14 protein-coding genes are annotated in these 13,683 nt (G+C 37.7%); 3 read left to right on the forward strand and 11 right to left on the reverse strand.

Annotated elements, in window-relative coordinates; genetic code table 11:
* Positions 1-100: 100 nt before the first annotated feature.
* Complete coding sequence (waaA, locus tag LDO51_RS05900; protein ID WP_225576691.1) at positions 101-1,378, reverse strand: lipid IV(A) 3-deoxy-D-manno-octulosonic acid transferase; 1,278 nt, start codon at positions 1,376-1,378, stop codon at positions 101-103.
* A 214-nt stretch (positions 1,379-1,592) separates the two neighbouring features.
* Between waaA and coaD the strand changes: the two genes are divergently transcribed.
* A complete protein-coding gene (gene coaD / locus LDO51_RS05905; RefSeq protein WP_225576692.1) occupies positions 1,593-2,078 on the forward strand; it encodes a pantetheine-phosphate adenylyltransferase in 486 nt (161 codons plus the stop codon).
* A gap of 3 nt (positions 2,079-2,081) precedes the next feature.
* On the opposite strand, the gene mutM is transcribed toward coaD, so the two are convergent.
* Positions 2,082-2,891, reverse strand: a complete 810-nt coding sequence (gene mutM, locus LDO51_RS05910) for a bifunctional DNA-formamidopyrimidine glycosylase/DNA-(apurinic or apyrimidinic site) lyase (protein ID WP_225576693.1) — start codon at positions 2,889-2,891, stop codon at positions 2,082-2,084.
* A gap of 113 nt (positions 2,892-3,004) precedes the next feature.
* Here mutM and LDO51_RS05915 point away from each other — a divergent pair, with 113 nt between their 5' ends.
* A complete protein-coding gene (locus LDO51_RS05915; protein ID WP_225576694.1) occupies positions 3,005-4,273 on the forward strand; it encodes an O-antigen ligase family protein in 1,269 nt (422 codons plus the stop codon).
* A gap of 22 nt (positions 4,274-4,295) precedes the next feature.
* Here LDO51_RS05915 and LDO51_RS05920 read toward each other — a convergent pair whose 3' ends face one another.
* A complete protein-coding gene (locus LDO51_RS05920; RefSeq protein ID WP_225576695.1) occupies positions 4,296-5,300 on the reverse strand; it encodes a glycosyltransferase family 2 protein in 1,005 nt (334 codons plus the stop codon).
* Between the two features lie 194 nt (positions 5,301-5,494).
* Between LDO51_RS05920 and LDO51_RS05925 the strand changes: the two genes are divergently transcribed.
* A complete protein-coding gene (locus tag LDO51_RS05925; protein WP_225576696.1) occupies positions 5,495-7,048 on the forward strand; it encodes a phosphoethanolamine transferase in 1,554 nt (517 codons plus the stop codon).
* A 40-nt stretch (positions 7,049-7,088) separates the two neighbouring features.
* Here the strand turns inward: LDO51_RS05925 and LDO51_RS05930 are convergent, their stop codons facing one another.
* The 8 genes from LDO51_RS05930 to radC form a co-directional block, all read right to left on the reverse strand.
* Complete coding sequence (locus LDO51_RS05930) at positions 7,089-8,066, reverse strand: glycosyltransferase family 8 protein (protein WP_225576697.1); 978 nt, start codon at positions 8,064-8,066, stop codon at positions 7,089-7,091.
* Between the two features lie 12 nt (positions 8,067-8,078).
* Complete coding sequence (locus tag LDO51_RS05935; RefSeq protein WP_225576698.1) at positions 8,079-9,080, reverse strand: glycosyltransferase; 1,002 nt, start codon at positions 9,078-9,080, stop codon at positions 8,079-8,081.
* A gap of 25 nt (positions 9,081-9,105) precedes the next feature.
* Positions 9,106-9,903, reverse strand: coding sequence for a lipopolysaccharide core heptose(I) kinase RfaP (gene rfaP / locus LDO51_RS05940; RefSeq protein WP_225576699.1), 798 nt, complete (start codon positions 9,901-9,903; stop codon positions 9,106-9,108).
* Complete coding sequence (locus LDO51_RS05945) at positions 9,896-11,020, reverse strand: glycosyltransferase family 4 protein (protein WP_225576700.1); 1,125 nt, start codon at positions 11,018-11,020, stop codon at positions 9,896-9,898. The genes rfaP and LDO51_RS05945 overlap by 8 nt, the downstream gene beginning before the upstream one ends.
* Position 11,021: 1 nt before the next feature.
* On the reverse strand, positions 11,022-12,086 hold the full coding sequence (rfaQ, locus tag LDO51_RS05950) for a lipopolysaccharide core heptosyltransferase RfaQ (protein WP_225576701.1): 1,065 nt from the start codon (positions 12,084-12,086) through the stop codon (positions 11,022-11,024).
* Positions 12,087-12,297: 211 nt separating this feature from the next.
* On the reverse strand, positions 12,298-12,465 hold the full coding sequence (gene rpmG / locus LDO51_RS05955) for a 50S ribosomal protein L33 (RefSeq protein WP_004265124.1): 168 nt from the start codon (positions 12,463-12,465) through the stop codon (positions 12,298-12,300).
* A gap of 11 nt (positions 12,466-12,476) precedes the next feature.
* Positions 12,477-12,713: a 50S ribosomal protein L28 gene (rpmB, locus tag LDO51_RS05960; RefSeq protein WP_004265123.1), complete on the reverse strand. Its 237-nt coding sequence runs from the start codon at positions 12,711-12,713 to the stop codon at positions 12,477-12,479.
* A gap of 253 nt (positions 12,714-12,966) precedes the next feature.
* Positions 12,967-13,632 (reverse strand): RadC family protein, encoded by a 666-nt coding sequence (gene radC / locus LDO51_RS05965; protein WP_225577232.1) that lies wholly within the window; start codon positions 13,630-13,632, stop codon positions 12,967-12,969.
* Between the last annotated feature and the right edge of the window lie 51 nt (positions 13,633-13,683).

Genomic DNA, 13,683 nt, shown 5'->3' on the forward strand with positions numbered 1-13,683 from the left:
CTAAGTAGTTTACTATAGTTTAAACAAAATAATCAGAAATGAGAGAAATTATCATTACTTATTGTAGTAATATTCAAGTTATCAATAATCTTGCTGAATATTACTGTTCTCTAGGAGGGAGATAAGGCTGCAACAACTTAAGTAAACGCTGTAATGCACCTTGGTTTTCATGCAATACTTCTGCGGCATGGCGACCATAATATAGTCGATAATCTTCATCGGACAGTAAACTAGTGACAGCTTGAGTCAGTGATTCGCAGTCCGTTACAGTGATCAACCCATCTGCTTGGGTTAACTTCGCACAAATATCTTTAAAATTAAAGGTATGCGGTCCCATCAAAACAGGCAATGCATGCGCAGCTGCTTCAAGTGGATTATGACCACCCGTTTCAACTAAGCTCCCGCCCACGAAAGCAATATCTGCGATTCCGTACAGCAACATCAACTCCCCCATCGTATCGCCAATAACCACTTGAGTTTCTAGAGATGGGATAACGCCACTACTACGACGAATGAAGCTCAGCCCTGCTTTTTGCGTCAGTTCTTCCGCTTTTGCGAAACGTTCTGGATGTCTTGGGACTAAAATGAGTAATAAATTAGGAAATTTTTTCAGTAACTGTTGGTGAGTTTGCAAAACAATAGCTTCTTCACCTTCATGGGTGCTTGTCGCAATCCATACAGGACGATGTGCCGCCCACTGTCTGCGTAACGTAATGGCTTTAACCGCCAGTTCAGGGGTAACGGAAATATCAAATTTTAAGCTCCCCGTCACTTCTAACTGCTTACGTCTTAACCCTAATTGAATAAAACGTTCACCATCTTCTTGATGCTGAGCGGCCACCATCGTGACATTTTGCAGCATACGCTTCACAAAGCTACCAAGTTTTTGATAACCCGCAGCGGAGCGCTCAGATAACCGAGCATTCGCGATCACTAATGGAATATTACGCTTATGCAGTTGATTGATCATATTTGGCCAGAGTTCCGTTTCCATAATAATCACCAATTTAGGATCAACTTGATTAAGGAAACGACTCATGGAGCCGGGTAAATCGTAAGGGAGATAAACGTGACTTATATCGTCACCGAATGCCGACTGAACACGCTCTGACCCTGTTGGAGTCATTGTTGTCACAGTAATAGGGAGTGATGGATAGTGATGGCGAAGTGCGCGTACTAATGGCACTGCCGCAAGGGTTTCGCCCACAGAAACGGAGTGTAATAAAATACCTTTAGGAACAACTTTACCACCACAAAAACCATAGCGTTCCCCCCAACGTTTGCGATACGCAGGGGCTTTACGGCTACGCAATAATAAGCGTATCCAAATTAATGGTTGGATGAGATAAAGAAGTACTTGATATACACGCAATAACATTCGATCTGATTCACTTACCAAAATTGGCGGTATCTTACCATAAACCATTACTGAAAGTGTGTAGAATCTGTGCCTAAAATGAGACTTAAAATAAATGCATGCTTATCAGTGATTGTTGCAAGAGAGCGCAATTGCCGCTAATGTGGATTTCACCGTCACTTATTCCTATCGATATATTAGGATAAGCAATAATAAACAAAGAGATAGCAATATCATGACCCATAAAGCTATTTATCCGGGAACCTTTGACCCGATTACCTCTGGGCACGTCGATATCGTCACCCGTGCCGCTGCGATGTTTGACCATGTCTTACTCGCTATCGCCAATAGCCAACGCAAAAGCCCGATGTTTAATCTGGAAGAGCGTGTTACGCTCGCGAAGCAAGTTACAGCTCACTTAGGGAATGTCGAAGTGGTTGGCTTTTCTGAGTTAATGGCGAATTTCGCACAGAAAAATAATGCGAATATTTTAATTCGTGGCGTACGTTCAGTGGCAGATTTTGAATATGAATGGCAGCTGGCTAATATGAACCGCCATTTTGTGCCTGAGCTAGAAACGGTATTTTTACTTCCATCACAAAGCTTATCTTTTGTTTCATCCTCATTAATTAAAGATGTCGCGCTTCATGATGGAGATATTTCGTCGTTTTTACCGCCTGTTGTTGCTGACGCCATGTTGAAAAAACTCAACAAAATCTAGCAATTACTTCTGACATTGAGGGCAATAAAAGGTTGTCCTCTGTCCTTGTTTGATGCTTTCAATCAGGGTTCCGCACACAGAACAAGGCTCACCTTTTTTTCCATACACAAACAACTCTTGAGCAAAGTAACCCGGTTTTCCGTCTGACTGTAAGAAGTCTTTGAGGGTGGTTCCACCTTGTTCTATTGAACGTTGCAGTACTTTTTTAATCTGCGTAACAAGTTCGGTAATCTCATTGTGTGTCAGTGTGTTAGTCAGCTTTTCTGGTGAGATCCCTGATGCAAAAAGGGCTTCATTGGCGTAGATATTCCCTACCCCAACAACGATTTTGTTGTCCATCAACCAAGGTTTCACCGCAACCTTACGTTTAGCTGCTAAATCAAAGAGATATTTAGGATTAAACTCATCGGAGAGAGGTTCAGGGCCTAAATGGGCGAGAACGGAGCTGGACGCTAAATCATCACACCATAACCATGCACCAAAGCGTCGAGGGTCGGTGTAGCGCAGTACTTTACCGTCACGCAAGATAAGGTCTACATGGTCATGTTTTCCTTCTGGTATCTCTTCCGTCAAAATTCGCACACTGCCAGACATTCCCAAATGGACAATAATCCATCCTTTGCGCAGTTCAATAAGTAGGTATTTTGCACGTCGTTGAACACTTATCACGGTTTCATCAGATAAACGCATGATTTGTTCACTTACTGGCCAACGTAGCCGTTCATTACGTACAACGGCATAACTAATTGTATTGCCGACTAAATGTGGTTCAATACCTCGGCGACTGGTTTCAACTTCGGGAAGTTCTGGCATAGTAATTCTCCAATGTCTTTTATATAAAAAACAATCATTTCTTCTCTGTTGAATTAACATGAGTTATTCTAATAAGAAATGCCTTATACAATATTATTTCCGAGTATCGCACTATGACTAATTTATCTTCTCGTGGTAGCACATTAATACCATCACTTCATCGATATGCTCCCACACTAGTGCTCGGATTATGCCTAATTTCGCTTTTGTTATTACCTTTCAGACCTGATATTACCAGCAAAATATTTAATTTTGCAGGTATTGTAGCTATTTTAATATTTTTCACTTCGCCTAAAAATTACTTCAAAAATAAATTAATCATTATTGCTGCGCCGTTATTTCTCATTGGTGTTACCCACTTACTTTGGGTTGAACTTTATAAAGTAAATGATTCTATTTATCGCAATGTCTACCATGGCTACTTTCAAATGGGAAAAATAGCCTTATTTGGTAGCTTTTTATTACTTATTGTGAATAATGCATGGCAAAACCGTTTAACATCAAAATTGTATTTAATTACCGCAATAATAAGCCAGATGAGTATCCTTGGATATGCATCTTACCAAGCGTTTTATCTACATATGTCACGGATTGATTTGGCATTTCAGAATGCATCTAACGCAACGGGTGCAGCCTATGCCATCATTTTTCTATCTTTATACGCTCAATTTATATTTTTAAATTTAACGACTAAAGTAAAATATTATTTATATTCTTTTTCAATTTTAATGACATTTTCCTGCTTAATACTGACCGGAACAAGAGCAGGCATATTGTTATACCCAGTCATTAGTCTAATCATCTTTTTACTGTATTCTAAAAAAAACAAAGCAATAAAATTAAAGTTTGCACTTATTCCAATTATTATCGCTTTAATTATATGTGCAGTTTTTAGTAAAACAATTACGCAAAGAATGCTAAGCGCCAGTAATGAAGTAATAGTCTATATTAAGAATGAATCGACATCCTCAATTGGCGATAGGCTCTCGATGATCCAAACAGGATACTATTCATCTAATGGATTTTTATGGCAATCAGCAGAAGACAGAAATAGTAAAATAATTGCCTTAGCAAAAAATGATAAGGGATTCGTTGGGGCAACCAAACATATGCACGCCCACCTACATAACGACTTAATGGAAACATTATCCACTAAAGGCTGGATTAATGGTGTTCTGCTTCTATTATTATTCTATGCTTCAATAATCATTTATGGCTATAAACAAGCCAAGAATCCTTTTATTTTAGGCTTTGCTCTCTCTTTAATTGGATTAGGGTTTAGCGATACGCTGGTCATTTCAACTCAAGTCTCACTATCCTGGGTACTTGTGCTGATCCTTATCTGTAGTTGCTTTCCCTCAAAGAGGGAGGCTCATAGTTAAGTCAGATTGGATTACCGTGATATTATAGCTGGGTGTTTTTTTTAGTATAAATAACTCGAATCAACATCCAGATAAAAGTGTTGTCCATCGCAATAATTTTTGCTCTTTTCCTATATTTTCTGGGTAATAAGCGAATATCGTAACCCGTAAAAAAATGTTGGCTATTTAACTCTGCTAACTCACTGAATTTTTTAGCAAGAAATAATTTCCACCCATATCTTAATTTACTACTAAATACACTAGATTCTAGTTGGCTATAAATAGTGCTTTGATTTTCGCCGGTATAAATCTGTTTGATTTCTTTTTCTATTGTCTCTTTCGCATAGATGTCATGAAAGTAATCCTGTTGTGTCCAAGCGGATGTCGTCAAAGAACCTTCACGATATTGATGATGATATAAATACTCTAGACAGATATTTAGCTTTGCCAAAGATAATATTTTACATATAAATAAAATATCTTCAGCTAAACATAAATTAGGATTAAATCTAATATTACTGCTGTCTAAAAAACGCTTTGAAATTAGCATTGAACCAATATGAAATGACATATTGCCCAATAAATATTGGCTTAAGATATCTTGACAATTATTGGATTTCGGTAACTTTTCGACAGTATTAGTGTAATGTTTGTAATAGCCACATAGCTGAACATCCACTTTATTTTGGTTAATTTTCTCAACAAGTGTTTCCAGAAATGTCGGTTCTAATCTGTCATCACTATCCAGAAAGCAGAGGTAATCACTATTAGCATATGCGATACCTATATTACGAGCTTTAGAAACCCCACCATTTGGTGTAGTAATAACCTTAATATTTTGGTTACCACCAAATTTTTCGGCGATTAGTTCGGCAGTATTATCTGTGGAGCCATCATTAACAATAACAATTTGATAATCCAAATAAGTTTGCTTCAAAACTGACTCTATCGTTTCGCAAATGAACCCCCCAGAATTATACGCAGGGATGATGATTGAAACTGTACTATGAGGAATTTGATTGCCTTGTAAAAAATATTGGTTATCCATAAGATTATGCCGTAGAATAATTAATAGGTACATCTATTCATATAGATTAAACTAATCATAAATTAATGTATACGCTCATTTTATCTAATACTTAAATTTGTAACCTGCCTTTATGGCTCATAGTGGGCCATTTAAGTTAAATTCGATAACTATTTATTATTTTTAGACACTTCAAATGCTATTGGCCTCGAAAAATGAAAGAAAAAATAAATGTAAAAAAAATACTATTTACAATAATCGCCTTAGTTATACTCATCATTTTCTCTAAAATAATGCTACGAGGCACCGGGATTGGACATCCTAGTGTTCGAGAAATAACTCTAGTCTGTCTATTTTTTATTATTTTAAGCTCGTCTAAAAAAGCCTATTGGTACTTAGGTTCTTTGTTTATAGCAGCCTATGTATTATATACACCGATTGGATTGACATTTGGCGTTCCAACCTACCAATACTTAGCATCATTAATCGCAACGGATGCTTTAGAAACAAAAGAATTTTTTACTCAAATTCCAATTAAAAATTATTTCTCGAGTTTAGTCATTCTTGCTGGTTTCATCGCCTTTAAAAAAATAATAACAATAAAATCCATTAACCTATATAGAAATAAAACATTGATGGTTTGCCTTGTCATTGTTGCTTTAATTAATCAGCCTCCTTTCCAGTTTTTTAACGAAAGCTATCAATCATTTGTTAATCTGAAGGATGAAGTCAATTCATTAAAAGATTTAACCAAAAAGAGCGAATGGGGTCAGTCCGAGCTAAAGAGTAGCAATACTCAATACGATGACTATGTTTTGATTATCGGGGAAAGTGTCCGGCGCGATTATATGGGGATTTATGGCTATCCCATCAATAACACGCCATTTTTATCTAAAGTAAATGGAACTATTGTAGATGGCTTAACTGCAAGCGGCACAAATACCATATCATCATTACGCTTGATGTTAACCGCTTCCAAAAAATCTGAATGGCTACCTAATTACGGGCTAAATTTTATTGATTTAGCCAAATCAGCCGGAATAAAAACATATTGGTTATCTAACCAAGGATTTATTGGTGAGTATGATACTCCAATAAGCTTCATTGCCTCACGTAGTGATATGAAGAAATTCATTAAAATTGGGTCCTATAATTCAAGCAATGCGAGCGACTTTGAGCTTATTGATATGCTTAAGAATGAACTCAGTTCTAAGGTAGAGAAGAAACAGAAACGATTATTTGTCGTTCATCTTTATGGTTCACATCCCGATGCCTGTGCAAGAATTGAAGATTATGACAAGCAATACATTATAAAAGACGAAAAATATAATAATATTTCTTGCTATGTGACAAGTATTCAGAAGACAGATGAAATTATCGAGAAAATTTATAATTTATTAGGTGAGCAAGAGAAAAGAGATGGACGCACTTTTTCTATTCTCTATTTCTCTGATCACGGGCTATCTCATAGCTTAGTTAACAATGAAATTCGAATGAGTTTGAGTGACTCTACGGCGAAAGTTCTAGATATTCCATTGATTAAAATATCATCCGATGATAAAGAAAGAACTATAGTGAAAAACTTTAAATCCGGTTTATTATTTGTAGATGGACTCGCTAATTGGTTAGGGATTAATAATAGTAAAATTGATTCTAACCACAGTTTATTTACGCCTGAAGATGATCCTACTAATTATGGATTACTTGAAAAGTATTCGAAATTAAAAAACTCAGATAATGACCAGGCTATTGATATTAGAGGTAAATAATATTTATACGGTGGTGATTAACCATCACCACCGCTAATTTTTATTTAAATTTTTTATATTTAATCAAGCTAGAGAGTCCAGCCAGAAACTTCTTTTGATTAAACTCATGTTTATATCTTTCTTGATACTCTGGCTTTTTCTTTGCATCAACTAATTCATCATTTTTCCAAGGTGATGTTTCAAAAGCGATTTTAAACGTTTGACTTGCTGGGTAATCAACTGCCCAATAATGCCAAGGTTTGGTTGCCCCTGTATAATGAATTAATTTAGTTTCTGATGTAATATAGTCTTTATAATTCTTATGCTCTAATTCATTCTTTAGAGTATAGATACAATTATAATCTCTTGGCAGATAAATATTTTTGCAATTAAATATGATATTCAATGCATCTTGGTCTAAATATTTTAATGTCTTTCCTGTATGGTTATCTGTAATAAGGTTAAAGGCCTGCTTCGTAAATTTATCTTTATCCCATGCTTTTAGATTCAGAAAAATAACACCAGCATTGAAATATTTATCTTTTAGCTGAGGCATAGAAAGACGCTCAACACAGGAAACCTGCATGTTTGGCACATCAGGAATAACTGCAGCATATTCCCCATTAAACTCGATATTAGTATAATGCTTCAAACTGCCCTTACAGAATACATCCGCATCTAAATATAAGATTGAAGATAATGACTCACATAAATGATCAAAAATAAAGAACCTAAAATAAGTTGCATATGACCAAACATGAGATATTGGTAATTTTTTCAGTTCATCTGAATTGATAATGTAAACATCAATATTCACATTCTGGTTGAGTGTCAATCGCTCTAGTTTAGATAAAAAATCATCATTTATATAATCTGTAAAAAGGTGAAATTTCAGCTTAATATCTTGATTATTAATAATAATGGAATTCATGGACAAGCCAGAGCCAAATAAAAAGCCCTTATCTACACCATAAGCGATATTTAGCTCAGCAGCACCATTTTGCGTCCCTAATTCAATTTTTTCTTTTATTAAGTTCACGTAAATACCTATTTATATTTTGCTAAAAAAGTATGCAATATAGTTCTTGAGTGCAGAACAATACTTTCTTTGATTAATCTTATGCTTTGCACAATAACGCAGATGATTGCTACTTTTAGCTTTTAATAGCGGAATATCTGCCCACGGAGAAGCGGCTCTAGCAGCCAAAAATGGCTGTGCTGTTTCATAACATGCCCACTCATGCCACGGCTTCGTTGGACCCACATAATGAATAAACACCGTGGTTTGCTTTACAGGAAAACCAAAGCTCTTTTTTAGCTCATAATTCAAACTAAATTGCGTATTAAAAATAGAGCTAATAAACAATACACCATCTGTTAATAAGATATTAAGCACGTCTTGGTCGGGATAAACAAGCCTATTACTAATATCATTATCCATCAGTAACGCCATCGATTTTTCTGTAACATTATTCGTTTTCCACGCCCGTAAATTTATATACATGACGCCACTATTAAAATAGCCTTCCGATATAGATGGAAAACCTAATGAATCTGCTCTTTTTTGCCACCATGCCTTATCTCGCTCAGGCACAACTGCAGCAATATAATCCAACAAATTTAGGCTCAGGAGCTCATCAATATTATGGTTACAGACTACATCTGCATCTAGATACAGCAAATAATCTATTTTATCTTTAAAGTACTCCGCGATAATAAATCTAAAATAGATAGCATGAGTCCAGTTTTTGGTCGTTGGTAGCTTTTTAACGTTATTTGAATTAATAAAATAAATCGTAATTTTTGTATTGTATAAGTGACAAATTTTAGCAAATTTAGCGATATCGTCATCACTCATTGAATCATCAATAAAAATATGAAACGCAAACTGAACATGTGGATTTTGCATCAATAAAGAAACAACTGAAACCCCGCAGCCATATAAAAAATTACGATCAATTCCATATGCAACATGGTGGCATGATGAGTCATCTATCTCGATACTTCCTAGTGGAATTACTTTTTTTACCATGCCATCAAAATTAATTACCATATCTATGTTCCATAACGAATTTTAATTATAAGCCGTGTTTTTGGGTTCTTTCTTTAATACGTTTGGCTTTACTTTTTGCATCTGCCATCAAACTGGATTCTCGACTCAGTATTTCTTTTAACGGCATTTCAAAATAAATCTTCATAAACCGGAAAATATCTCGCTGAGTTAAACCAATTTCTAATGACGAAAAGTATAAACCAATTAAGTCCTTATTGCGCCAGCGGGTAGGCACTGACGACCTTAGCTGTGCGCGATGCAAATCGATGACTGAAATTTTTAAATCTTGCAGATTTTCTGTGAACGGCAGATGCAGTAAGAAATGGCAAATATAACAGTCGCGATGGTTAATGCCGATGCTATGCATCTTACGTACCATCTCGGCGACTCGCTGGATCAACATTTGCTTAGTTTTAAATTTAGGTGGCTGAGTGGCCCAATTAGCGCAGTAATCTTCTAAACTCACAGTTGGAGTGAGATCTTCAGTAATAATAAATGAATGACGTCGAAGTGGGTTCCACCCTTTTTGCCCAAAAGCGCGCCCGTTCATGGTATCAACGCCAGCTTCGGTCAATCGATGAATCGCATTCCATTCGCGGTCTGCACCTAAAACAGGTAAACGGAATGAAAATAAATTCTTCAAAACCTCTTTTAGCGTCGTGCCATAGTGAATCTTAATAAAATAGCTTTTATCATCGAGCTGAAAACGCAATGTTCTGCGCGTTTCCAATGCACGAAAGACTTCTCCATCCAATTTATCGGTTTCAACAAATGGGTCTTTATCTTTCCACAATTCGTTAAAAGGCGCTTTTAACTCAACCATTAGAGCATCCTAAAATAATATCGGCCGCTTTTTCCGGTAAACTGTACAGATCTTCTGTATCCGCATAGTATTTAGCATTGTTTACCCATTGATCGCGTTTTTGTGTATCTTGCAGGCTATCGCATAGCGCTTGATTTAAAACTGTCTGTTCAAACGGCTCATTGACCACCACACCACACTGGGCTTTGTCGATAAACGACGCATAACCGCACACTTCAGTGACTATAATTGGCAACCCAGCGACAATCGCTTCAAGAAGAACAATCCCAGCCGCTTCTTGGTAAGCCGGATGCATCAAAATATCTGCAGCGGCCATTAGCTCCGCAATATCATTGCGTCCGCTAAAAAATGAAACCTGTTTAGCAATTCCCAATGCTTCTGCGAGTCGTTGATATTTAGCGGGTTTATCTTGCCCTACAACCATCAACAATGTGTTATTTCTGATGCTTTCAGGTAATGCCGCTATCGCCTTGAGAGTTCTATCAACTCCCTTGCGTTTAAAATCAGACCCAACTTGAAGCAACAAAAATGCAGACTCAGGAATTTGATTCTTTTCTCGATAAATACGCTTAGCACCCGGAATCTGTTGGTCATATTTTCGGTCAACAGCGATACCTGGAGGCAGCATGTGAAAGCGGTCACTTTCAGTTCCATAATGCTTTTTAAAATGGGCAATTTGATGAGGAGTGAGCATCATTAACTGCGTTGCCTTTCCTTTCTGGAAGACGGCTTTTTCAAAAGCAGCATAATGTTTATAGCGCGGAGTCAGCTTATAAAAAAAGCCTTTTTCTTCAGCCACTTTCTGCGCGTAGCAAACATCCGCAGCAAAATACACATCCAGCTCAGGCATTTTATTGAAGCCAACGATTCTTTCTGCAGGATGTTGCTTCAGATGCGCCATTACCCATTCACAATATTGGGCATTTCGTCCATGGTTAGTGCCTGAACGGGTAGGAACAATAATAATTTCAAACTGTTCTGGACGTTCACCTTCCCATGATTGGGTATAAACACGAATCTGGTGTCCACGAGATTGGCAAGCCGTCGCAATACGTAAAAAGTCGCGTTGTAGCCCACCAAATGGAAAATATTTATACAGACAAAATGCCAATACCATCTTAGTACCTTCCCATCATTGAGCGCATATTCATCGGCAGCATTTGCTCTGTTGCTTCAATCACATCACTAGTAGGGATCACGGAGAGATATTTTTTATTGCGGTCTAGCTCATCTCTAGGTGGCATATTTTCATAATCCCCCGCCCAGAATTTCACCACATTATCGCTCCATGGACGCCAAAAAATATGGTTTGTGGCGCCAAATAGGCAAACGATGGGAGTTTTAACCGCCGCTGCAATATGCATCGGTGCAGAATCGACACCAATAAAAAGGGCAGCATGGGCAATTAATGCGCCTAATTCAGGGAAGGATGTTTTTCCTGCAAGCTCAGTCTTTGGCTTGGTTTGGCAATTCTCAGCGATTTCATTCACACACGCTAAGTCTTCTTTGCTTGGGCCCGATGTTAATACCACTTGATAGCCACGAGACTGCAGTGCATCAATAACAGCTGAGAATTTTTCATTATCCCAACATTTAAAAATTTGCCGGGCTGTAGGCTGGATCACCACATAACTGCTGTGAACGCCAAGATCTAACAGCCTTTGATCAATTTTTTTCCAATCATCTTGTGCATAAGACATGGTTAGGTCTGTTTTAAATTCTTGGATCCCTAACGGCTTTAATACAGAAAGATTATTTAAAACAACATGCTCCCCTTCAGGAGGAGTGAGATGCGTAAAGCTATTTCGCCAAAATTTCGAATCACGATGACCGAAATCGTGCGAAATCTTAGTTTCTGCGGGAATGGCACGAACGAGTAACGAAACCATCCATTGGTCGGCAAGGTTAACAACCAAATCATACTGATTACGACGTAATTTAAACAGTAAGCTTAAAAAGTTACAGGCTTTGCTCAAGCCACCACTTTTCTTACCTTTCATGCCATATAGCGTATGGATCTCTTGGTTTTCCGACAAAATGGGAATGGTGTCCTGATAAAGCAAAACATCAATCTGAGCATCAGGATAATTTTGCTTCAATGAGCTGATAACAGGTGTCATCAGTAGCATGTCACCATGAAACCGCATCTTGATTACAAGAATTTTTTTATACTGTTTTTTCACCAGGAGCTCTTAATCAGGTCTAGTAGATAAATTGATATGGATATTTGACAATAAAATGCGTTATTAATTCCATGAATACGGAATATGTTACTACGTTCAGATTAATGGTTATAGTTTTTAATCAATATCCCAATGGGTAGCCACTTTACGGCTGATTTTTGACATAAAAAAACCCAGCCTAAGCTGGGTTCTTCGTACGCAGAAAGCAAAATTATTTGATTTTTGCTTCTTTGTAGATCACATGCTTACGAACAACTGGATCGAATTTTTTCAGTTCCAGTTTTTCTGGCATTGTGCGCTTGTTCTTCGTAGTGGTATAGAAGTGACCTGTACCTTCAGAAGAAACCAGCTTGATTTTCTCGCGAATACCTTTAGCCATTTTTTAGCTCCTTAGTACTTCTCACCGCGGGTACGCAGTTCAGCAAGAACAGCATCAATACCCTTTTTATCGATAACACGCATACCTTTAGCAGATACACGCAGTGTTACGAAACGTTTCTCAGACTCAACCCAGAAACGGTGAGAGTGCAGGTTTGGCAAAAAACGACGTTTGGTCGCGTTTAATGCGTGTGAACGGTTGTTACCGCTCATTGGACGCTTGCCGGTAACTTGGCAGACTCGTGACATGTCTATTCTCCAAAAATCTAATCAGCTCGAGCTTTTTTGTTCTGGGCTTGACTGCCTCGTCAGGCTTAGGAGCCCATCTCAGCAAACTTTTAAGTGATCAACAAAATATCTTTATCTTAGCAAAAAAATTTACTGAGATAGGCTCTTCTCGTCAAACCCGAGATCCTTAAAGGTGGCGTAGTATACGCTTTCAATCGTTTTCACTCAAGCCCAACACAGCAAAAGTTGTCATTTTTTAGTCAAAAAAATAATTTTACAGCCATCCGCGCTCTGCAAATGAGGTACAAAATTTGTGTCCAACCACAAAATGATCAAGTAATTTAATTCCCATCATGTCACAAGCACTCTGAATTCGCTCGGTAACATACTTATCGGCCATGCTCGGTTCAGGGTTACCCGATGGGTGGTTATGCGCGAGCACTATCGCACTGGCATTCATTTTCATGGCAAATCGGATAATTTCTCTTGGGTGTACTTCAACGCGATTAATAGTGCCTTTAAACATCTCTTCATGGCAAATCACCTGATGCTGATTATTCAAAAATAGCACCATGAAAACTTCTCGCTCCTGCCCTGAAAACAACTCAAGCAACCTCGATTTCAATGTATTGGGGTTATCCATGACATCATAACAAAGTACTTGTGCAGAAAAACAACGCCTTGCTAGCTCACTTACTGCCTGCAACTGTGTTAACTTGCAGGTTCCCATACCTTTACACTCAATCAATTTTTCATAGTCAGCTTGCACTAATAAATAGAGTGAACCAAACTCATGAAGTAAACGCTGAGCAAGTTGTAAGACGGGTTCACCCCGTGTTCCTGTGCGTAAAAAAATAGCTAATAACTCTGCATCAGATAATGATACAGCCCCATACGCCAACATTTTTTCTCGTGGTAAAAGCTCCGTGTATTCATGCATCGACTCATCCTCTTTCGCGTCGTTGCCCTCTTTGTAGCCAACCAACATACG

The sequence above is a fragment of the Providencia alcalifaciens genome, assembly GCF_020271745.1.
GTDB classification, from domain to species: domain Bacteria; phylum Pseudomonadota; class Gammaproteobacteria; order Enterobacterales; family Enterobacteriaceae; genus Providencia; species Providencia alcalifaciens_B.